Origin of the sequence: Saprospira grandis, assembly GCF_027594745.1 — a bacterium.
GTDB classification, from domain to species: domain Bacteria; phylum Bacteroidota; class Bacteroidia; order Chitinophagales; family Saprospiraceae; genus Saprospira; species Saprospira grandis.
Map to the genome: position 1 here is coordinate 2,506,015 of NZ_CP110854.1, position 20,671 is coordinate 2,526,685.

Annotated in this window: 19 protein-coding genes; 4 read left to right on the top strand and 15 right to left on the bottom strand. The window is 47.5% G+C overall.

Going from position 1 to position 20,671, the window contains the following annotated elements:
- Positions 1 to 135: 135 nt before the first annotated feature.
- Positions 136 to 621: a hypothetical protein gene (locus OP864_RS09990; protein ID WP_270098063.1), complete on the top strand. Its 486-nt coding sequence runs from the start codon at positions 136 to 138 to the stop codon at positions 619 to 621.
- Between the two features lie 39 nt (positions 622 to 660).
- Here the strand turns inward: OP864_RS09990 and OP864_RS09995 are convergent, their stop codons facing one another.
- The 14 genes from OP864_RS09995 to OP864_RS10060 all read right to left on the bottom strand — a co-directional run bounded on the left by OP864_RS09995 (position 661) and on the right by OP864_RS10060 (position 16,617).
- On the bottom strand, positions 661 to 1,020 hold the full coding sequence (locus OP864_RS09995) for a hypothetical protein (RefSeq protein ID WP_270098064.1): 360 nt from the start codon (positions 1,018 to 1,020) through the stop codon (positions 661 to 663).
- A gap of 69 nt (positions 1,021 to 1,089) precedes the next feature.
- Positions 1,090 to 2,190 (bottom strand): S-methyl-5-thioribose-1-phosphate isomerase, encoded by a 1,101-nt coding sequence (mtnA, locus tag OP864_RS10000; protein ID WP_270098065.1) that lies wholly within the window; start codon positions 2,188 to 2,190, stop codon positions 1,090 to 1,092.
- 3 nt (positions 2,191 to 2,193) lie between these two features.
- Positions 2,194 to 2,874, bottom strand: a complete 681-nt coding sequence (gene mtnC, locus OP864_RS10005; RefSeq protein WP_270098066.1) for an acireductone synthase — start codon at positions 2,872 to 2,874, stop codon at positions 2,194 to 2,196.
- 235 nt (positions 2,875 to 3,109) lie between these two features.
- Complete coding sequence (gene rnc / locus OP864_RS10010; protein WP_015692849.1) at positions 3,110 to 3,868, bottom strand: ribonuclease III; 759 nt, start codon at positions 3,866 to 3,868, stop codon at positions 3,110 to 3,112.
- Positions 3,869 to 3,956: 88 nt separating this feature from the next.
- The gene (gene fabF, locus OP864_RS10015; RefSeq protein WP_270098067.1) at positions 3,957 to 5,207 is read right to left on the bottom strand and encodes a beta-ketoacyl-ACP synthase II; all 1,251 of its coding nucleotides are present in this window, start codon (positions 5,205 to 5,207) and stop codon (positions 3,957 to 3,959) included.
- A 149-nt stretch (positions 5,208 to 5,356) separates the two neighbouring features.
- Positions 5,357 to 5,596 (bottom strand): acyl carrier protein, encoded by a 240-nt coding sequence (locus tag OP864_RS10020; RefSeq protein WP_015692851.1) that lies wholly within the window; start codon positions 5,594 to 5,596, stop codon positions 5,357 to 5,359.
- A 154-nt stretch (positions 5,597 to 5,750) separates the two neighbouring features.
- Positions 5,751 to 6,356: a rhomboid family intramembrane serine protease gene (locus tag OP864_RS10025; RefSeq protein WP_015692852.1), complete on the bottom strand. Its 606-nt coding sequence runs from the start codon at positions 6,354 to 6,356 to the stop codon at positions 5,751 to 5,753.
- Between the two features lie 298 nt (positions 6,357 to 6,654).
- A complete protein-coding gene (locus tag OP864_RS10030; protein ID WP_270098069.1) occupies positions 6,655 to 8,043 on the bottom strand; it encodes an AI-2E family transporter in 1,389 nt (462 codons plus the stop codon).
- Between the two features lie 13 nt (positions 8,044 to 8,056).
- Positions 8,057 to 9,037 carry a GSCFA domain-containing protein gene (locus OP864_RS10035; RefSeq protein ID WP_270098070.1) on the bottom strand — a complete coding sequence of 327 codons (981 nt, stop codon included), beginning with the start codon at positions 9,035 to 9,037 and terminating at the stop codon, positions 8,057 to 8,059.
- A gap of 179 nt (positions 9,038 to 9,216) precedes the next feature.
- A complete protein-coding gene (locus OP864_RS10040) occupies positions 9,217 to 10,287 on the bottom strand; it encodes a DUF3078 domain-containing protein (protein WP_270098071.1) in 1,071 nt (356 codons plus the stop codon).
- Between the two features lie 66 nt (positions 10,288 to 10,353).
- Positions 10,354 to 10,896, bottom strand: a complete 543-nt coding sequence (locus tag OP864_RS10045) for a TlpA family protein disulfide reductase (protein WP_270098072.1) — start codon at positions 10,894 to 10,896, stop codon at positions 10,354 to 10,356.
- Positions 10,897 to 11,405: 509 nt separating this feature from the next.
- Positions 11,406 to 13,505 (bottom strand): ABC transporter permease subunit, encoded by a 2,100-nt coding sequence (locus OP864_RS10050; RefSeq protein WP_270098073.1) that lies wholly within the window; start codon positions 13,503 to 13,505, stop codon positions 11,406 to 11,408.
- Between the two features lie 18 nt (positions 13,506 to 13,523).
- A complete protein-coding gene (locus OP864_RS10055) occupies positions 13,524 to 15,638 on the bottom strand; it encodes a 3-hydroxyacyl-CoA dehydrogenase NAD-binding domain-containing protein (protein WP_270098074.1) in 2,115 nt (704 codons plus the stop codon).
- A 661-nt stretch (positions 15,639 to 16,299) separates the two neighbouring features.
- On the bottom strand, positions 16,300 to 16,617 hold the full coding sequence (locus OP864_RS10060; RefSeq protein ID WP_270098075.1) for a WYL domain-containing protein: 318 nt from the start codon (positions 16,615 to 16,617) through the stop codon (positions 16,300 to 16,302).
- Positions 16,618 to 17,103: 486 nt separating this feature from the next.
- Here OP864_RS10060 and trhO point away from each other — a divergent pair, with 486 nt between their 5' ends.
- From trhO to OP864_RS10075, 3 genes are all read left to right on the top strand, one after another.
- Positions 17,104 to 18,015 (top strand): oxygen-dependent tRNA uridine(34) hydroxylase TrhO, encoded by a 912-nt coding sequence (gene trhO / locus OP864_RS10065; RefSeq protein WP_270098076.1) that lies wholly within the window; start codon positions 17,104 to 17,106, stop codon positions 18,013 to 18,015.
- Between the two features lie 88 nt (positions 18,016 to 18,103).
- Positions 18,104 to 18,604, top strand: a complete 501-nt coding sequence (locus tag OP864_RS10070; RefSeq protein ID WP_015692864.1) for a hypothetical protein — start codon at positions 18,104 to 18,106, stop codon at positions 18,602 to 18,604.
- Between the two features lie 30 nt (positions 18,605 to 18,634).
- Entirely contained in the window at positions 18,635 to 19,084 is a 450-nt protein-coding gene (locus tag OP864_RS10075) for an FKBP-type peptidyl-prolyl cis-trans isomerase (RefSeq protein ID WP_270098077.1), read from the top strand.
- Between the two features lie 84 nt (positions 19,085 to 19,168).
- Here the strand turns inward: OP864_RS10075 and pyk are convergent, their stop codons facing one another.
- On the bottom strand, positions 19,169 to 20,602 hold the full coding sequence (gene pyk / locus OP864_RS10080; RefSeq protein ID WP_270098078.1) for a pyruvate kinase: 1,434 nt from the start codon (positions 20,600 to 20,602) through the stop codon (positions 19,169 to 19,171).
- Positions 20,603 to 20,671 lie beyond the last annotated feature (69 nt).

The following is a 20,671-nucleotide window of genomic DNA, read 5'->3' on the forward strand; positions in this document are numbered from 1 at the left end:
TCGCTTCGCTCCTTTTAAGCACCCAACCCACCCAAAGAGTAAGGCAGCCCCAAAAAATAAAAAATAGTTATCCAGCTAGAGTAGACAGTTGCTAGCTTCCTTTGTTTTATTCAATAATTTTAAAGCAAATTAGTTATGAAGATGCAGCTTATTCTACCTACCTTTTTGGCCATGTTCTTTTTTGTATTGCAAGGGCAGGCGCAGAGCTATAGTTATAGCGGTTATTTTGGAACCCATGAATATGATATTACGGAGGCCCAAGATATTGGCACTTTAAAGAGCCCTTTTGGAGATAAAACAATTGTAGCTCGTTTGGGAAAAAACAGCAGTCGGGGCTATTTTTTACTGACAATTCAAAATGCGGGCTCTGAAGAAGTAATTACGGGTGATATTATGATTATGACTAATGCTGGGCAGCGAATTAACTGCCGGGACAGAAAGATTAGAAGTAATCAAAATAGGGATGGGGTACAAGTGACCTCAACACTTTATTTCTTAACTTTTTCGGAGCTCAAGTTACTGGAGAAGCATGGAATTAGCCGGATTATCTTTCAGACGAAGCTACATTATTATGAAGATGAGCAGCGCTATAGTTATGGAACATCTACTTATTTTTATTAGCAAAAAAAGCCTTCTCTATGCTTAGAGAAGGCTTTTTGTTTAGCGGTTGCACCAGGGGTTGGGGCAGCGGAAATCATGGCCCGCTGGGGGCTCTGGATGTACTGCCCGTTTATTGAGTTGGCTAACGGCCGTATGAAAGTTTTTACATTCTAGCTCGTAGGCCTGTTGTAAGCTGTAGGCATACTGATAAGAAAAGTGAGTGTATTGCGGAAAGTGCGCCCAGCGCAATAACTCTGCTTGCAAATCTGTATCGGAGCGGCCAACTTTGAGCGGATGAAAGCGGTCTGCAGCATCCAGTTTTCCAAGGGCAAAATTGCCCATTTGCCCAGCCTCTACCTCATTTTTTACCGTCTCCGGATTAAATTCAAAAGGGCCCTTATGGCTCAATTCAAAAATCATAATGTCAATGCTTTGTAGGGCCAAGGCCCGGTGGTATAATTTTGCTATTCTGGGGGAGGGGAGGGTTGGTTATTTCTTTTCGGGAAAAAGGCCTTCTAGTCCTTCTCGGCTAGCTGCACAAAATCCTCTTTCGGTAATTAGTCCAGTCACTAGGCGGGCGGGGGTTACATCAAAGCCATAGTTGCGAGCGGGGGTGTTTTCTGGGCAGATGCGTACTTTTTCATACTGTCCATTTTCTGTTAGGCCGTCTACAAAACGGACCTCTTCGCTATCTCTTTCTTCAATCGGAATTTCTTTCAGCCCATCATTGATGCTCCAGTCTATAGTGGTAGAGGGCAGAGCCACATAAAAGGGAATATTATTATCCTTGGCGGCTAGGGCCTTGAGGTAGGTCCCGATCTTATTGGCCACATCGCCTTCTCTTGTGGTTCGGTCGGTGCCTACAAGGACCATATCGACCAGCTGATGTTGCATGAGGTGCCCCCCAGCATTATCTACAATGAGGCTATGCGGAACCCCATGTTGCTCAAATTCCCAGGCAGTGAGTTTAGAGCCTTGGTTTCTGGGGCGGGTTTCATCTACCCAAACATGCAATTTGATGCCTTTGGCTAGGGCCTGATAAATGGGCGAACTAATGGTGCCCCAGCGAATGCAGCCCATCATGCCCGCATTGCAATGCGTTAGGATTTGGACCGGCTGGCCATTTTTTCGAGCAGCAATTTCCTCGATAATCTTGAGCCCATGCTGGCCAATCTGAAAGCAGATCTCAATATCTTCCTCTACAATGGCGTCGGCTTGGTAGCGGCAGGCTTGTATGGCTTCGACTCGGCTATAGCATGCTTGCCAGGCTGCTCTCATACGATCTAGGCAAGTAGAGAGATTGACAGCTGTAGGTCTAGCATCTCTTAAGTAAGCATGGGCGAGTGCGAGGCTATTTTTCCAATCATTTTCGGGGGCGGCTTTGGCGGCTAGCCAAATGCCATAGGCCGCAGTAGCCCCGATAAGGGGAGCCCCACGGACCAGCATATTTCTAATGGCCCAATAAACTTCTTGGGTAGTGCTTAGGGTTTCTACCTGCACTTTATGAGGCAGAACGATTTGGTTAATGACTTGCAGTTCCTCCTGAGCATTAAGCCAGAGCGTGCGCAAGGGCTGAGGTAAAACAGACATAGTTTAGTCGATTTGAATCTGGTTAAAATTAGCATAGCCCTTAAATTGGCTAGAAGCAGTTCCGGGCCGGAGCAAATGCCCTGTTTGCAAGCCTGCGGCCCTAGCGGCGGCTAGCTCTTCGGGCACATCAGAGAGGAAGAGAATTTCGTGGGCGGGCAGGCCAATGGCTTGCTGGATATTCTGGTAAGACTGACTTTCTCTTTTGTGGCCCACTTTGGTATCGAAGTAGTGGCTGAAGAGAGGCGTTAAATCGCCTGCTTCTGAATAGCCAAAAAGGAGTTTTTGGGCGGCTACAGAGCCAGAAGAATAGATGCCGAGCTCCAGGCCTTTTTCTTTCCAGTTTTTTAGACAATCGGCTACTTCTGGGTAGAGATGCCCTTTGATTTGGCCATTGAGGTAGGCGGCTTTCCAGACAATACCCTGTAGGGCCTTAAGGGGCCCTGCTTTACGGTCGGCTTTGCACCAAGCTTCTAAATAATCAAAGGCCTGTTCGGCATCGATTGTCTTTCCTTCTTCGGCTAAGACAAGGGCTTGAGTGGCTTCAATTTGTGCTTTGACCTCTGGCAGGTCCATTTTTTGGCGCCAAAGAGGGAGCTGCTCTAGAAAATAGGGAAAGAGCGTATCGACCACAAAGGAAATAGAGGTAGTGGTCCCTTCAATGTCAGAAAGAATGTATTTAATCAAAATGAGAGGTTTAAACGCTTAACTTAAGCGGGCAAAAATAAATAAAAAAGTCCATATATAAGCTATATGGACTTTTTCCTTTTGCGTTTTGCAGGGGGCGAAGCCCCCGCAGGCTGAAGGATGGATAGCAGTGGCCCGAAGGGCCAGACCAAAGCGCTTTAGCGCTGAAGGGCCGAGCAGACCTGCGAGCTGCGGCACAGCCCGACCCGCCCGCAGGGCGGGGCAGCCCCAAATCCTATTCTTTTTTATGGCCATTTTTATCGACCACCCCTAATTTAATCAGGGCTTGTTTGGAGGCATTTTGCTCGGCTGTTTTTTTATTGGGGCCTGTAGCTTCTGCTAGGGCTTTTTCATCAATCAGGACGGCTACTTTGAAGCGGTGTTGGCGGTGATGCTTGTTTTTGCCATCATTTTTTTGCTGTTCGATGAGTTCGTAGCTGAGGCTTTTTTGGTCCTTTTGGCAGAACTCTAGCAAGATACTTTTGAAGTTATTATCGATGCGTTCGAGCAGGTGGACATCCACATGATTTTGCAGCATTTTGTAGATAATAAACTTTCGGGCGGCCTTATAGCCTTTATCTAGGTAGATGGCACCGACAAAAGCCTCGAAGCAATTGCCCATCACGGTGGGGCTAATGCGTTGTAGTCCTCGGGCCTTGAGAAAATCATCTAGGCCCATTTCGGCACCGACTCTATTGAGTGTTTTTCGGCTAACAATTTTAGAGCGCATTTGGGTTAGAAAGCCTTCATCTTCTGTGGGGTATTTTCGGAAGAGGTACTCGGCAATGACCGCATCTAGGATGGCATCGCCCAGATATTCTAGGCGCTCGTTATCAAAGCTGTGTTTGCTTTCGTCTTTATTGGCCGTAGATTTATGTGTAAAGGCTCTATCATAGAAAGGGAGATGCTTGGGCAGAAAACCAAGGATAGTTTTCAGTTCGCGAGCAAATGCTTTTTGCTTAGAGAAATAGAGATTATAATAGGACTTCAGCACAGTAAAGAGGTATAAGGGCCTGAGGAAGATTAAAAATGAGCTAAAAAAAAAGGGCCAATGAAGGCCCTTTGCTGCTCAAATATACTAACTATTCTGTTATTTTCTTGAAAATCACGGCAGAATTATGTCCACCAAAGCCGTAGTTCATGTTCATGGCAATTTGCACATCAGCAGATTGTTTGACATTGGGGGTAATTTGTAGGCGGCTATCAATTTGGGGATCAAACGCCTCAAAGTTGATGGTGGGGGCAATCTCTCCGGTTTGGAGGGTCTTGATACAGATGAGCGACTCCATAGCGCCGGCGGCAGAAATCATATGGCCGGTCATGGATTTTGTGGCGCTCATTTTCACCTTAAAGGCCGCATCGCCTAAAGCCTTAATAATGGCATTAGATTCTGCAATATCACCTAGGTCGGTAGAGGTGCTATGTGGGTTGAGGTAATCGAGATCTTCTGCTTTGATATTGGCATCTTCTAGGGCCAGCTGGATCACATCGATAACGCCATGGCCATCGGGATCTGGAGCCGTAATATGGTAGGCATCGGCATTTTGGGCCACGCCAATAATCTCGGCATAGATTTTTGCGCCACGAGCTTTTGCATGCTCATAATCTTCTAGAATAAGAGAGGCGGCGCCTTCTCCAATCACAAAACCATCCCGGTCCTTATCAAATGGGCGAGAGGCAACGCTAGGATCTTCATTGCGAGTAGAAAGGGCCTTGAGAGCATTAAATGCACCCACCCCAACGGCGTTAATGGCTGCTTCGGCGCCACCAACAACCATCACATCGGCTCTGCTGAGGCGAATTTGGTCGTAGGCTAGGCCAATACAGTGCGTAGAAGAAGCACAGGCCGTAACAAAGGCTCCAGTTGGGCCACGGAAGCCATGGCGGATAGAAATATTACCCGCAGAGGCGTCTACAATCATTTTGGGCACCAAAAAAGGATTAAAGCGAGGCGTCCCGCTGCCTCTCTCATAGTTTTGTACCTCCTGCTGTAGGGTGGTAATTCCCCCAATACCAGAGGCCCAAAATACGCCAATGCGCTTTTTGTTTTCTACCTCTTCCAGTTTGGCATCAGCAATGGCCTCGTCGCTAGCCACTAGCGCATACTGCATAACGGGATCTAGGCGACGAACATCTTTTCGGCCAAATACATCTGCGCCATTAAAGTCTTTAATCTCGCAGGCAAATTGGGTCTTAAACAAGCTGGCATCAAATTGTTGGATAGTAGCGGCCCCACTTTTTCCGGCAAGGAGGTTGGCCCAGCTCTCTTCCGTGTTATGCCCTAAGGGGTTTAAGGTTCCAAGACCAGTAACAACAACACGTCTTTGACTCATAACTAATATTTATTTAGAGAAAGATGCCCAAGTTAGCCTAAGCCCCCTAAGCACTTTCCATGGTTCGTATTAAAAAGATGGCGCCGAAGCCCAATAAATTAGCTCGACGCCCTTTTGGCTGCTCCGAATATAGATCGAAACAAATAAGTCTAACCTAGGTTCTCACTCAAGAAAGAGATCGCATCACCTACGGTTTTGATTTCTTCTGCTTTCTCATCAGGAATAGAGAGGTCAAATTCACGCTCTAGTTCCATAATCAACTCTACAAGGTCAATTGAGTCAGCACCCAGATCTTTCTGGAAGTTGGCATCTTCAGTAACGTCATTTAGTTCAACAACTAGCTTGTCAGCGATGATGGCGACTACACGCTCTTTGATTTCAGTGGCCATAATGGTCAATTTTGCATTTGAATAAAAGGGTCCCTTATAGCACAAAGGGCTTTGATCGCTGCAAAGATGTTCATTTAATCCAGATTCACAAAGTTTTTAATTGGCTTTTTTGTTTGTACAACCACTGAATCAAAACAAGCTTTAGGCCCCGTTTTTATAGAATTTGCTCCCGACTCGGGTCTTTGCTTCCATTCAGATTGAAGCCAAAAAAGGCCCCCATAATTCCCCCCGCAATATGAGCATACTCCGAAATATTATTGTTATCTAAACTATTGAGCACCTCTTTGCCCAAAAAGAAAATAAGCACCAAAATAAAGGTCAAGGGAATCCCCTTTCCCCCCGTATTGGCAAAGGATACTAGAATGATAAACATAAAGACAATCCCACTGGCTCCCAATAAACCTCCACCAATCAAAAAGACCTGAAATATAGCGGTAATCAGGGCCGTGAGCAACATCATGATCAAAATGTTCCGACTGCCGTATTTCTCTTCCATAATAGGAGCAATCAATAAAAAGATCGACATATTCCCCACCAAATGACCCCGATTGGCATGCCCAATGGTATAGCTAAACAAACGGAAATAATCTAGAGGGTTCGCAAAATCAAAGCCTCTAAGCACAAAGTAGTTGTTAATTATCCCCCCCGATCGACTCACAGCATCCCCTCCCGTAATGTAGTTGATCATATAAATAGCCGTGCACAAAATGGCAAAAGTAACCACCACCGGGGCATTGTACTGAATCCGAAGTCCTTTCATTTTATTTGTTTATTATTATTTTGATTGAATATTTTGGGGCCTCCCGCAGCAAGCTGCGGGCGCTACGTTCGGCAGCTCGCTACTCGCTCGGCCCTGCGCAAAAAACAAGTTTTTGCTGGCTCTGCGGCTTTGCCGCACTGCCTACCATCGCTAGGCCAGTCGCTTCGCTCCTTCTAGACCCTCTGGCCCAAATCGCAGGCCGTTAATTTTTATGAGGGTTTTAACCCTCATTCATATATGATTGCGAAGCAATAGCATTGTTGTATGGCTGTAGGGTTCCTCCTACAGGCCCCAAATCCTAATCCCAATTGGCATCCATGCTGTCATCATGCTTTTCCCGATCGTCCTGCTCCGGCCGGGCTACCTCTTGCTCGCCACCCCAGGTATTGCGAATGCCCAGCTGCTGCGTAAGGCCCTGCACCAAACGAAACTCCGATAAGAAAATCGAGGCAATCACCCGAATCACGGTATAGGCCGGAATCGCGATGACCATGCCCAGTATTCCCCCCAGCTTAGAGCCCACAATAATGACCAAAAAGATCTCTAGCGGATGCGCTTTCACACTCTTAGAGAAAATAAGCGGCTGCAATAACATATTGTCTAGGGCCTGCATAGAGGCAAACACTAAGGCCACCTTGATGAGCAAAGGCACTGTCTCTGCATAAAAATCAACATTCAGGCTAGAGCAAATGCAAACCAATAGGCCAAAAATTAAACCCAGAAAAGGACCCAAATAAGGCACCACATTGATAATGGCCGCAAAAAAGGCAATCAGAAAGGCATTGGGCGCCCCCACTAGCCAAAGCAAAAGCCAAACATAGACCGAAACCGCAGTGACCTGCCCCAAAATTCCCTCGAAATAGCGAATTAGCATTTTCTTAGTGAGCTGTAAGGTCTTATCTAGCTGAGCATCATACTTTTCTGGAAATGGCCCCTTGATCAAGTTGGCAAATAATCCCTCTTCCTGCAAAAAGAAAAAGGCAATAAAACTAACCGAGGTAATCAATACAAAGATGTTCCCCAGCCAAGCCAACATGGTCGAAAAGGTGGTTTTGAGCAAGGAGGCGGGATTGATGTACTGCAAGGCCTGCTGCTCCAATTGGACCAACCGACTGCTAGGCGCCGCCGTAACTAGGCTGTCGGCCCCAATAACTGGCACTTTTAGCCCCTCGCCCTGTACCGTAATATGCAGCTCAATATTGGGGCCGTTCAAACTATCACTAAGCTGCTGCACCATAGAATCTACAGAAACAATAGGGGGGAAAGGCCCCTGCTCTTGCTGCAATTGGGTGCTGTCTTCAACAAAAAAATCGTTTTCAGCCACTAAACCCCATTCTTCCAACTGCTCAAAACTATGGTTAATAGGGTCTTCTAAGCTTTCTAATAACTGCTTATAGTCCACACTAGCCAAGTTGCGGCCCTGCTGCACAATCACCGGAACAAATAAGGCCACAAATAAACCCAAAACAGTCAGAAATAAGGAAAGCGTAATTAAGGCCCTAGCCGAAGCCGGCAAACGAAACTTGCCTATCCGCAAACGACCCAAAAGATCCATAACGGGCGAGCCCAGCAAGGAGACAATCCAAGCAATCACCAACCAACTGATGATATCACTAAAGTAATAGAAGATGGCGGCCACAGCCAAAATGCCAAGACCAAAACCAATATAGGAGCGTATTTTTGCCATACTGTTGGAGGGATTAACGGCCCAATAGCTGCTCCCATTGGGACCATGAAATTGCCGGATGAGCCTGTTTCAAAGCAGCGAGCTTTGCTTCTTGCCGCTGCAAAAAATCTTGATGTGCCTGACTGTCGGGCCAGTTGGGCCGATGCCGAAAAGCAGCATACAATTTAGTAATTTTTTCTCTTAGCCCCCGCTCTTCTTGGGCCAAAAGACTTTGCCCAAAGCCCTGATAGATGTAATCTACAGCCCCTTGATTAGGATGCGCCCCATCATTAGCATAAAAACGATAGTCCCGAAGTTCATCCAATAAAATCTCATAGGCCGGAAAATAATGCAGCTGCGCAAATTCTTCCTCCAAAACTTCAGCCAATAGTAATAAACGAGCTTTGCTCCTTTGGTTGCCCTGGGCCCCATCTTTCAAATGCCGAATCGGACTGACCGTGAGGATGATCCGGCAACTAGGATTGATTTCCCATAAAACCCCCAAAACTCGCCTTAAAGCCGCCAAACCCTCCGCTATACTCATCTGCTGCCGCTCAAATTGCTTTTGGGGCAATTTATGGCAGTTATTGACAATCTGCCCCTCATGCTTATAGTAGTAGGCTGTCCCTAAGGTCAAAAACAGATAGTCCGCCCCCCAAAGCTGCGCCCTAGCTGCCTCAAAACGCCGCCGCATCAAGCCCAAAGCTACCTCTTTCTGAGGATGCGCAAAGTCTGTATGATAGGCAAAATGACGATAGAGCCCCTGATGCAAAAATAGTTCTTCGGCCTTGGGCCAAGCTCCGCTTAGTAAACGCTCCAAATTATGAGCTAGGGACAATGGATTGTAAATCTGACCAAAGGGCTGTAAGTCAATGTTGTAGGCTAGACGAGCCAAACGCAAACCCATTTCTTGGGCAAAACAAGAGCCCAAAGCCATTAAACGATGACTGTATTTTAAGGAAAAAGGCCATTGCGGTAGGGGCAGGGGAGCAGGCCAGGGACTGTAGGGCTTCATCTTTTAAGTTAAGATAGTAATTTTTAGTAAACTTCTACTTTGGCTCAACCTTTCTTTTTAACTAGCTGATTTAGATGGGCTTAGACATAAAAAAAGGCCACATTGCCATAGCAATGCGACCTTAAAGTCACCCCAATTAAAGCCCAAATATATACAGCTTTTTAAGAAGATGCAAACATTTAGAATAAAAAGTTATACTTGATTAGTAAACTTTCTGTAATAGAAACACGACGGCCCGTGCTTTCATAACCGTTTACTCCTGTATCGGGGTCATTGTCCCGATCTAGCTGTACTTGAACGTCATGGTCATAAAAGACAATTGTATTCAGGCTAATGGATAGTCCTTTGAAGATGTAGAGGTCGGTGGTGGTCAACCATTCTACATCTATATTTTGTGGATTGTGCAGATAGTCCGAGAATAAGGTCAAGGAGGTCTTCACTCCCAAACGAGGCTTTTTCTCGGCATTGAGGAAGAACTTATTTTTATACAAGATCTTCATGGTGGCCCCCAATTGCATGCTGTGGTTGGCGTAAAGTACACTATCGGCGGTCATGCCTGTGGGCCGAACACCCCAGCGACTAATAAAAGCCGCCCGATCGGTTCCCCCATAAGGCGTACCATGCACCCCCGCACTAGCATCGGCATTGGCTATGGCCGCAATAGAGTCATCGGCAACGATAATGCTTTTTAAGGAGGCGGGAGAAATCAAAACCGATAAATGGTCGTCGGGCTTATAAGAGATACTCGGCGAGATGGTTACTGTGGCCGGAGAGAAAAACTTAGAACGAGGGCTGCGACTAGCCATGCCTTCCTGATAAGACAAGGTGTTGCCCTCATAGTTGGGGGTGAGCTGGCTCAAAAAGGTAAGGTCTAGGGCATAGCCCCAGGGTTTGTCTTTCACAATTTTATAATCGGCAAAAGAGCTAAGCCGTAGCTCATCAATGGCTTTCTGAAAGGGGTTGGAGCTGGCCCCTAGCCGCTGTACCCCAAAGTTTAAACTAAAGTTGTTTTCCCATTTTAGGCGGCCCTTTTTATAGTCGGCGCCCATAGTGGTACTTCCACCAAAAGCTATTTTGTTTTCTCCTGCCCCCACCTTTGGGTTAATCAAGAGCAGTTGGGCAAAGTCCAAACCGATACCCGCATCATAGGTCCAGCCTTCTTTTTTTTCTTCCGGTTTTTTGTCATCTTGGGCAAAAAGCTGAGGCCCAAAGGCGAATAGCCCAAGGAGGAGCAAAAATTTAGTTTTCATGCTTGTTTTTATTGGTCTACTAAAAGCGTTATTCTTCCTATAGAGTCCATTTTGTAATTTTGGTCACTACTGTGCCTCTTCTTTGACCAAAAAACGAGAGAGCTGGGCATTCACATTGTCGTAGTCCATATTGATCCCCAAGATGTTGCCATCGGGATTGACCAAAATGGTGGTGGGCACTTCCTTAATGCCATAAAGGGCGGCCACATGGTCATTAAATCGACTGAGGTCCGACACATGATGGGGCCAAATTAAGCCATCTTTTTCTATGGCGGCCAACCAAGCTTCTTTGCTGGTCTCAATCCCCACGCTCAAAATCGTAAAGTCTTCGCCTTTGGTAAATTTGGCCCCATGGTATCTGTCATAAAGACGGCGCAATTGCGGATTAGATTGGCGGCAAGGAGCGCACCAGCTGCCCCAAAAGTCTAATAAGACCCATTGTCCCCGCAAATCCGATAAACGCAGGCTGTCGCCGCTGGCCAATTGGCCCGCAAACTCTGGGGCTGGCGTTCCGGAGGTCACTCCCGGCTGACGATACCAACGAAAGCCTACCCAAACGAGGGCAATTACAATGGGAATGATAATGAGCTCTGATAATTTAATATTCATGGCAATCTATTTTGATGAGGGGCAAAATTAAGCTTTCCAAATAGAATAAAGCGTGATTTAGGTTGTTCTCTTTTCCTTTCTGATTGCTTTTTTGGGGCTGCCCCGGCCTTTGGCCGGGTCGGGCTATGCGGGGGCTCGCTGTTCGCTCGGCCCTGCGCTTTTTCGCTGCGCTCAAAAGCTTGGTCTGGCCTTCGGCCACCCCCTACTATCCCTCAGCCAGCTCGCTGCGCTCGCTTCTTGGTCCAAAATAATAAAACAACGCTCGCGAAGCGAGACCGCTTTGCGCTGGGCGCCGCCCAGCGCATCGGCTGAGGGATGGACAGTGGTGCGGCGCAGCCGCAGACCCAGCAGGCAAAGCCTGCGCAGGGCCGAGCAGACCTGCGAGCCACGAAACAGCCCGACCCGACCGATAATTCATGAGGGTTTCAACCCTCATTTTGTGTAGCTTCGCAAAGCGACACCGCTTTGCGCTGGGTTTCAACCTAGCGGAAGGGGCAGCCCCAAAAAAACTAATACTTCACCCGAGGATCTACCCAAGCATAAAGTAGGTCGGCCACCAAATTGCCCAAAATAGTGAGCAAGGCCGCCATTAAGGTGACCCCAAATACCAAAGGCCAATCATAGGCCCGAATGGCCTCAATGACCAACAGCCCCATCCCATTGATGTCGAAAATTAACTCTATGGCAATGGCCCCCGCCAAAGCCCTAGGAAAGACCGCACTGAATAAGGTGATCAAGGGAAATAAAGCGTTGCGGAAGGCATGCCCCCAATAGACCTGCTGCCGACGCAAGCCCTTGGCCCTGGCCGTCCGAATGTAATCCTGCGCCAATACCTGCAACATGGCCGAACGCATCTGCCGAGAAAGGTAGGCAAAGGAGCCGTAGGTGATGGCAAAAATGGGCAAGAATAAATGATAGAGGTAGTCGCCCACTAGCCCCCAAGAAAAGGCCTGACTATCGGGCAAGCCCTGGGTGGGAAACCAATCGTAATGCGCGCCATAGGTGGCGGTGGTCAGAAAGACCACCAGCAAGCTGGCCAGCCAAAAAGAAGGCAAAGAATAAAGCAAAAAGAGAAAATTACTACTCAGTTTGTCTCTCTGGTCGCCAACCAGCTCTAGCCCTTTTTGTTTAGACAAACGCCATTGTCCCCGCCAAGGCCCCAAGAAAAAGAAGAGGGGCAAAACCAAAAAACCAAGCTTTAGCCAAAGCGGCTGTAGACCCCAACTCAAAAATAAAAGGACCCAAAACCAAAGGTAGACGATCTGCAGAAAGAGCAGACTGTATTCACTAATATCTAACATCCGCCCAGAAAGAAGGGCCTTGGCAAAACGCCGAATTTCTGGACCAAAAGAACGGCCCCATTGCTTTAAAAATGCCCGATAATTGAAGCCAATAAAGATGATTTGCAAGGGAATTACCGCCCAAACTGCCCCCGAAACCAGCTCCATCAATTGCAAGAAGAAGCAAAGGGCCAAAAGCGCCCCAAAAATGAGCTGCAAAGGCGATAAAAAGGAGTAATAAGCCGTGGGCCGATAGCGCCAACTGGCCATTTCTACCCCCAAAGGGACCGAAACCCCATAAGAGATCAAGATGGCCAATAAGTTCATGAGCAGGGTCCAGCGCAAGGCCGCCCAAATCTTCTGCAAAACGGGCTGCTGGTCCTGATAAGAAATGCCCAAATCTCCTCGAATCAAACCCCGACTCGCATAGACCTCCCGCAAAGGCAACAAACGGTCTCGCTCCGCCGCCAATTGTCGGTAACTTTCGTTAAACTGCTCTTGCTGCTGCTCCAACTGCCCCATTTGGGCCAATAAAGGCGCCTGCGCCTGACTATCGAGCTGCTCCAACTGAAAGGCTAGCCTTCGCCCTAAACGCGCCAAACTATCCTGGACCAAATTGAGCTGCCCCAACTGCGCATAACAGCTATCCAAACGATGGTGTACGCTACTATCGGGGGCCGAGAAGTAAGGATAATCCCCAAACATCCAGACATGATACTGATTGTTGAGTCCATAAAAATAGAGCTGGGGAATCAGGGTTTCATAGGGCCGAGCCTCCTTGCGCAACTGCTGCAAAGCATAGCGAATACTATCTAGGCCCAAGGCCAAGGGCGCCACTTTAGCCGTTTTGGCCGCTAGGCTGTCGAGCAAAATATCTAGAGGCTCTTCCTCATAACGCTGCCAGAGCTCCTCCTTGAGCTGATCCAATTGGCCCTTTTCTTCATAACTAAAGGCCGCCTTTTGTTCATAATATAAGCGCTCCCAATTTTTTAATTGTTGGTAGTAGGCCATACAATGCTCTGCCGCCCCATATTGGTCCATCAAGCGAGACAATAAGGTTCTGTGCTGCTGCGGTTGCAACTGATACAAATCTTTAGGATAAGCCTGCGAGCTCAATCTGAAATAAAAGGCGGGCCGATCTAAGCCCAGCTCCCGGGCTTTCTGCCGATAGGCTTGGGCCGAGGCAAAGGGACTTTCTTCTCCGCCCTTATTGAGGACCATATCTACGGGGTCTCCCTCCACTAATCGACTCAGGCCAAAGACCAATAAAGAGACCAAGAAAAAGCTGGGAATAAACAGCAAGAGCCGCTTAATCGTGTATAAGAACATGCTGTTAAAAACTAGAGCTTAGAGAAAATTAGTATCCTGTTCGGCCATCTCTAATAAGCTGGCAGAAGGCTTGAAGCGAGGACCAAAACGCTGGGCCAACACCTCTGCCCGAGCCACAAATTCCCGCAAACCATAATCATTGATAAACTGAATCACGCCCCCCTTAAAAGGAGCAAAGCCCCAGCCGTAAATACTCCCTAAGTTGGCATCATAGCTATTTTGAATGACTCCTTCCTCTAGACAGCGAACCGCCTCTAGGCACTGAATAAAAAGCAGACGGTCTTGCAAATCTTTGGGCAACAATTGCTCTTGGGCCAAGGGAAAGTTCTCTTTGAGCTGCCCCCACAAACGGACAGGCTCTTCCTTATAGTTATAAAAGCCCCCATTCCGAGCTTTGCCATAGCGCTCTTGGGCCAACATTTCTTGCAATACAGCAATAGCGGGCGAGGCCTGATAGCGGCCATCTAGCTGCTGGGCCGCCTGCTCTTCGGCCGAAATAATGTACTTAAAGCCCAAATTATCGGCAAAGGCTAGAGGCCCCATGGGCATACCCGCCTGCAAACCCGCATTTTCTATGGCCGCAGGCCCCTGCCCCTCTTTGAGCAGTAAAATGCCCTCCATAAAGTAGGTGCTGGCCACTCTAGAGACAAAAAAGGCGGGACGGTCCTGCACAATAATAGGCGTTTTACGCAATTGCAATACAAAGTCGAAGGCCCGAGCTACGGTTTCATCTGCCGTTTTCTTGCCCACAATAATTTCTACTAAGGGAATGCGATTGAGGGGCGAAAAAAAGTGCATCCCAATATAGTTTTCAGGCTGTATGCTGGCTTGGGCCAAATCAGATACCTGCAGGGAAGCCGTATTGGTGGCCAAAAAGCTGTGTTGCTGCATCTCTAGCTCCACTTCTTTAATGATGCGCTGCTTTAAGGCCATATTTTCAAAGACGGCTTCAATGACCAAATCGCAATCTTCCATCTCCCGCAAATCACTAGTGGTTTGTATGCGGTTCAGAATCTCCTGGGCCTGCTCTGTCGTCATTTTCCCACTTTTCTCTAGGTGGCTGAGCTTCTCTCTGGCGTTGTTTTTTCCTTGCTCGGCTAGGCGTTTGCTCACATCTCGAAGCAATACTTCTATGCCTTGCATAGCGGCCACATAGGCAATGCCCGATCCCATCTGCCCAGCCCCAATCACGCCGATCTTTCGGGCTCTAAAGCGGCCAAAGCCCTTAGGGCGACTCATCCCTTGCTTGATTTTATTCAAATCATACCAAAAGGCTTTGGTCTGGTTACGGCAATTTTTACTCATAATCATGGCCGTAAAGTAGCGGGCATTGATTCGGGTGGCCGCATCAAAGTCAACAGAGGCCCCTTCGGCCATGCAGTTGAGTAGAGACAGCAGGGCAGGGTAGTTGTTTCGGGTTTTGGCAATTAGCTCTGTGCTCAATTTAGCAATGCGCTGGGCCGTTTTTGGATGTTTGGGGTTACTTTCCTTGGCAATGCGGTCTTCGGCATCCCAGGGTTTTTCTATGCAAGGCGAAGAGAGGATCCAGCGCTTAGCGTTGCGGATAAGCTCCTCGGGCCGCTCTACGGCCTCATCAATAATGCCTTTTTGCAAGGCCTCTTTAACGTGTATTTGGCGGCTGCTACTAATAAATTTATAGGCTTCTTCTAGGCCCAGCATCCACATTAGGCGAATAATGCCCCCGCCGCCCGGAATCATCCCCAGCGATAGTTCTGGTAAGCCCAATAAGGTCCTGGGGTGGTCTAGCGCAATGCGATAATGACAGGCCAGCACCAATTCAAAACCACTGCCCAAAGCCGCGCCGTTAATGGCGGCCACTACGGGCACTTTCAAGCGTTCAAAACGTCTGTAAATCTCCCCTAAAAGGGCTGTATGTTCAAAAATCTTAGCGGGCTCCTCGGCTCGGTGCAAAAAATCAAGGTCGCCACCCGCCAAAAAAGAGCGTTTGGCCGATAAGATAATTACCCCCTTCAAGCTTTTGTCTGCTTCCAGATGCTCCAATACAGGCAAAAAAGCCTTAGCAATCTGTGGGTTAATCGTATTGACTCGCTCGCCGCTTTTATCTAAGGTGAGGCTAACAATCCCCTCACTATCTTTCTTATAATATATCATAGCCTAGTTTCTGAATTGAATAGGCAAACTAGCAAAAAAAGCCTTGAATGCTCCTATCTACTGGATACTTTCTTTAAGGGCTTTTCTTTTTTGGGGCTGCCCCGCCCTACGGGCGGGTCGGGCTGTGCCGCAGCTCGCAGGTCTGCTCGGCCCTGCGCTTTTTCGCTTCGCTCAAAAGCTGGGTCTGGCCTTCGGCCACTGCTATCCATCCCTCAGCCAAGAAAGGCGGCCCAAGGCCGCAAAAAAAGGCCAGGGCGCAAGAGCGCCCTGGCCAAGCTGCCGTCAAGGAGCTCTATTTTTAGAAGAATAGGGCTTTGTCATGAGCAGAGCCCAGTTCTTGAAAACAGACTGCTTCTTGTCGGTAGCAGGGCCCAGTTTTTTAAAACGGATAGCTTCTTGTCGGTAGCAGAGCCCAGTTCTTGAAAACAGACTGCTTCTTGTCGGTAGCAGGGCCCAGTTTTTTAAAACAGACTGCTGCTTATCTACTCTTAAGGACCTATAGTGCTAAAGAAATGCTTAAAAAAGGTTGCTTTAGCTCCTTTCTTTTGGGGCCCAATAGTAGGGCGCAGCAGTATTTGGCCCATTCTTGCAGAGAGAAAGCTGCAAAAAAGGCCAGGGCGCTCTTGCGCCCTAGCCAAGTTGGGATAATCTATAAAAAATCTTAGTAAAGCTGTCGGAAAATGGTTTGCATATGCTTATCGCCAATGCGGTATTTTTTGCGCAAATCGGCAGAGAACTGTTGGCTAAGTACCCGAAGATCATGAGCCTTATCCAAGTTGAAAAGTTTCCAGTCGGTTTTGGAGCCAGAGGGGCCCGAGCGCTGAAAAGCTCTTAGGCTCCAATTATTGGCCGAGCTAAGGCCCAAACAAAAAGGTTCGACCACCCGCCAATCGTCCTGATCGTTGTAACGAAAAGCCACTAGAAGTTGCTGAGAAATAGCATGGTGTAGATTGAGATGCAATGCGCTGTTCGATTTCATAAGATTAGCCTGTTTTGTTGTGAACAATGTATAATTATTATACGTACAGAATTGCATTTTGTTACTTTTTTGCTTAAATTACTTGCATTTTATTCGCTTGTTTATCAGGGAGTTGTAAATTATTTTTAATTTTTTTTGCGCTTGCTTTATGGGCCATTTTCAAGCCTGCTTTTGCTGCATTTATACGTCTTTCTGGCTGCTCAGTCTGCATCTTGAGAAGCGCAAAAGGCTTGGCACTACAGCCAGGCCATAGCCTCGGCTGAGGGATGGATAAGGGTGGCCCGCAGGGCCAGACCCAAGTTTTTTGAAGCGAAGCGAAAAAAACTGCAGGGCCGAGCAGACCTGCGAGCCCTGACACAGCCCGACCCGACCAAAGGGAGGGGCAGCCCCAAAAACAGCAGAAGAAAAACAGCAGCAATAAAAAAAGACAAAAAAATCCTTTATCTTTGCAGCCTTATATTTTTGCATAATATAACACTGACTATCATGTATCAAACTTTGTTGTACTACAAGTACGCCCATCTAGAAGATGCGGAAGAAATGGCGCCTAAACATCTGGAATTTTGTAAGGATTTGGGCATTTTGGGCCGCATTATTATTGCCAATGAGGGATTGAATGGAACGATCTCGGGAACGCCCGAGCAATGCCAGGCTTATATGGATTATGTAGAATCTGATCCTCGCCTAAAGGGCATTCATTGGAAAATTGACGAGGTGGAGGAGCTCTCTTTTGTTAAGATGCACGTTCGCTACAAGCCAGAAATTGTAAACTCTGGCCTTTATGATAGCGTAGACCCGACAAAAGAGACCGGCAAGCACTTGCAGCCTGCAGAGTTTAAGGCCTTAAAGGACCAAGAAGATGTGGTGGTGATTGATATGCGATCTAATTATGAGCATAAGCTGGGCCGCTTTAAGGGAGCTATTACGATGGACATTGACAACTTTCGGGAGTTTCCAGAGAAAATCAAGGAAATGGACCATCTGAAAGATAAAAAAGTATTGACCTATTGCACGGGCGGCATCAAATGCGAAAAAGCCTCGGCTTATTTGATCCAACAGGGCTTTCAGGATGTTTACCAGCTACATGGGGGCATCATTAACTATGGCAAAGAGGTTGGCGGAGAAGACTTTGAGGGCGATTGCTATGTTTTTGATGGCCGAGTGCATGTGCCTGTTAATACGGTAAATCCTTCGGTCATTAGCCGCTGCTACAACTGTGGCAAAAAGACCACGAGAATGGTCAATTGCTGCAACTCACATTGCAATGACCACTTTGTACAGTGCGAGAGTTGTAGCCAAGAAATGGCGGGAGCCTGTTCGGTCCAATGTAAAGAATCGGATTTTGCCCGCCCCTATAATGAAAAGGGCTTTTATAGAAAGCAACTTTGTGAGGATTAGCAGAAAAGCAGTCCGTATAAAATAGTCGCAAGCGTTTTGTCGTTTTGCGACTATTGCTTTTTTTGGGAAACACCATCAAACTCTACTTATGTCAGTTGCTCGATTTTTATCTATCTGTTTTTGTTTATTCATGGGCTTCTCTAGCTTGTCGGCCCAGCATTACGATCAGGCTATTGGTTTGCGTGGAGGGACCTCTTTTCAGCTTTCTTATAAAGAATTCTTCTCTTATTATCCCTCCCCTCAAATGGCTTGGGAGGTTTTAGTGGGCGTGCATATCGATGAGCGTCGCCGCTCTTTTACCAATGGTTATGTGGTAGAAGGGATGTGGTACTACCATCGAGATATTGGTTTTAACACCAACTTCTCGGCTTATGGGGCCGCGGGCCTGCATATGGGGGTCTATACCCCCGTGGGCGAAAAACGACGCTTTGGGGCGGGTTTGGCCATTGCCTTGGGGGCCGAGTATACCTTTAATTTTACGCCCGTTAATATTGGCTTGGATTGGAAACCCGTTTTGGGGAGCCCCCGCAGCTCTTTATTGCGTGGCGCCCTGACCATCCGCTATGTTTTGCCCACCACTTGGCAGTAATTTGCATCTTTTTAAAAAATAGAATGACTTATGAACTACAAATTTTTTATCCTCTGCCTTTTGGCCCTCCCTTTTTTGACCTCCTGTGAAAAGCAGTCGGAAAAAGACCGGGAGAAGATCCTCAACTACATTGAAGATAATAATCTGAATGCCCAAGAAGGGGAGGATGGCCTCTTTTATGTCATTGAGGTAGAGGGGACTGGAGATACCGCCAGCATTGCCGATGATGTTAAGGTGCATTATGAGGGCTTTTTGCTCAATGGAGACAAATTTGACTCTTCTATTGATCGGGGTACTCCCGCTACTTTTCCCCTAGCCAATGTAATTAAGGGCTGGCAGTTGGGGATTCCCAAATTTAAGGAAGGGGGCAGCGGCAAATTGCTGATTCCCTCGGCTTTGGGCTATGGGGCTACGGGCACAAGTAGCATTCCCGCCAATAGCGTCCTCATTTTTGATGTGGAAGTGATTGAGGTGTTGTAAGAAAGCTTAGAGCAGGAAGAGAAAACGGCCAGCACGCAAATTGCGTGCTGGCCGTTGGTGTTGGTTAGCGCTTGGGCGGGGAAATTACTGCACCAAAGTCACTTTCAACATATTGGTCTTTTTCCGCTCATGCAGCGGCATAGAGCCCGTATTGATAATCACATCTCCCGCCTCGAGCAGGCCTTTTTCTTTGAGAATATTGACCACATCTCGAATGGTATCATCGGTGCTAGTAAACTTATCATAATAGTAGCAGCGGGTGCCCCAAACCAAATTCAGGGTCTTAATCAAATGCTCATCCGAAGAGAAAACCACTACATCGGCTTCTGGCCGATAGCTAGAGACCATAAAGCCCGTATAACCCGATTTGGTCATCCCGATAATCATTTTGGCCTTGACCTGCTTGGCAATTCTACAAGCATTATAGCAAATTGCATCAGATAAAAAAGACTCCGAATCATCAGAAGGGGTGAGTTCTCTGTTATAAACGGTGGGCATTTGTTCGGCCTCCGCAATAATGCTGTTCATGGACTCTACTACTTTGACGGGATGCAGGCCCATGGCGGTTTCATTACTCAACATCACGGTGTCGGCCCCATCCAAAACGGCATTGGCCACATCAATGATTTCGGCCCGAGTAGGAGTGGGGCTCTTGATCATGCTGTCCATCATCTGGGTGGCCACAATAACGGGACAAGCCTGCTCAATACATTTGCGAATGATCATTTTTTGCAGCATGGGCAGGCGCTCCATGGGCACTTCTACGCCTAGATCGCCCCGAGCCACCATGACCCCATCCGAGGCCGCAATGATTTCGTCAATATTGGTAATCGCCTCGGGCTTTTCAATTTTGGCAATGATCCGCCCAGGATGATTGGCCTTTTTGAGCCGCTTGCGCAGGTCCTCAATATCTTTGGCCTTACGCACAAAGGAAAGGGCAATCCAGTTAAAGGGCAGGCCTAGAATAAAGTCCAAATCACGCAGGTCTTTTTCGGTCAAAGAGGGCTGCGAGATATTGGTATCGGGCAAATTTACCCCCTTGCGAGAAGAGAGAAAGTCGCCATATAAAACCTCCAATTGGACCTCATCCTTGCCATTGCTGCTCTTCACCAACAGCTCCACTTTTCCATCATCCACCAGCACTTTTTCGCCCACTTTCACATCCTTGGCAAAGTCGGTATAGCTCATATACACCTTTTCGGCAGTGCCTAGGCACTCCTCGGCCGTAAAGGTCAAAATCTGCCCCTTGGTCAAGGGAATTTTACCGTTTTCCATCTGGCCCACACGCAGTTTTGGCCCCTGCAAATCGGCCAAAATGCTAATGTTGGTTCCGTATTTTTTGTTAATATATTGCACATAGTCAAAGACCTTTTTATGGTCCTCATGCTGCCCATGCGAAAAATTTAGCCGAATGGCATCCACACCCGCTTTCACCAAAGCCAATAGGCTCTGATAATCATTGGATGCAGGGCCAATAGTGGCCAAAATCTTGGTTTTCTGAAACTTAGAAATTTCCATAAAATGGTTTTTTGTTGTTCTGCTGTTGTTTTTGGGGCCTCCGCCTCGCTGCGCTCGTCGGCGCTACGT

Coding starts and splice junctions, on each gene's coding strand:
- OP864_RS09990 (WP_270098063.1), top strand. CDS start 136: ATGAAGATGCAGCTTATTCTACCTACCTTTTTGGCCATGTTCTTTTTT.
- OP864_RS09995 (WP_270098064.1), bottom strand. CDS start 1,020: ATGATTTTTGAATTGAGCCATAAGGGCCCTTTTGAATTTAATCCGGAG.
- mtnA (WP_270098065.1), bottom strand. CDS start 2,190: ATGTCTGTTTTACCTCAGCCCTTGCGCACGCTCTGGCTTAATGCTCAG.
- fabF (WP_270098067.1), bottom strand. CDS start 5,207: ATGAGTCAAAGACGTGTTGTTGTTACTGGTCTTGGAACCTTAAACCCC.
- OP864_RS10020 (WP_015692851.1), bottom strand. CDS start 5,596: ATGGCCACTGAAATCAAAGAGCGTGTAGTCGCCATCATCGCTGACAAG.
- OP864_RS10025 (WP_015692852.1), bottom strand. CDS start 6,356: ATGAAAGGACTTCGGATTCAGTACAATGCCCCGGTGGTGGTTACTTTT.
- OP864_RS10030 (WP_270098069.1), bottom strand. CDS start 8,043: ATGGCAAAAATACGCTCCTATATTGGTTTTGGTCTTGGCATTTTGGCT.
- OP864_RS10035 (WP_270098070.1), bottom strand. CDS start 9,037: ATGAAGCCCTACAGTCCCTGGCCTGCTCCCCTGCCCCTACCGCAATGG.
- OP864_RS10040 (WP_270098071.1), bottom strand. CDS start 10,287: ATGAAAACTAAATTTTTGCTCCTCCTTGGGCTATTCGCCTTTGGGCCT.
- OP864_RS10045 (WP_270098072.1), bottom strand. CDS start 10,896: ATGAATATTAAATTATCAGAGCTCATTATCATTCCCATTGTAATTGCC.
- OP864_RS10050 (WP_270098073.1), bottom strand. CDS start 13,505: ATGTTCTTATACACGATTAAGCGGCTCTTGCTGTTTATTCCCAGCTTT.
- OP864_RS10055 (WP_270098074.1), bottom strand. CDS start 15,638: ATGATATATTATAAGAAAGATAGTGAGGGGATTGTTAGCCTCACCTTA.
- OP864_RS10060 (WP_270098075.1), bottom strand. CDS start 16,617: ATGAAATCGAACAGCGCATTGCATCTCAATCTACACCATGCTATTTCT.
- trhO (WP_270098076.1), top strand. CDS start 17,104: ATGTATCAAACTTTGTTGTACTACAAGTACGCCCATCTAGAAGATGCG.
- OP864_RS10070 (WP_015692864.1), top strand. CDS start 18,104: ATGTCAGTTGCTCGATTTTTATCTATCTGTTTTTGTTTATTCATGGGC.
- OP864_RS10075 (WP_270098077.1), top strand. CDS start 18,635: ATGAACTACAAATTTTTTATCCTCTGCCTTTTGGCCCTCCCTTTTTTG.
- pyk (WP_270098078.1), bottom strand. CDS start 20,602: ATGGAAATTTCTAAGTTTCAGAAAACCAAGATTTTGGCCACTATTGGC.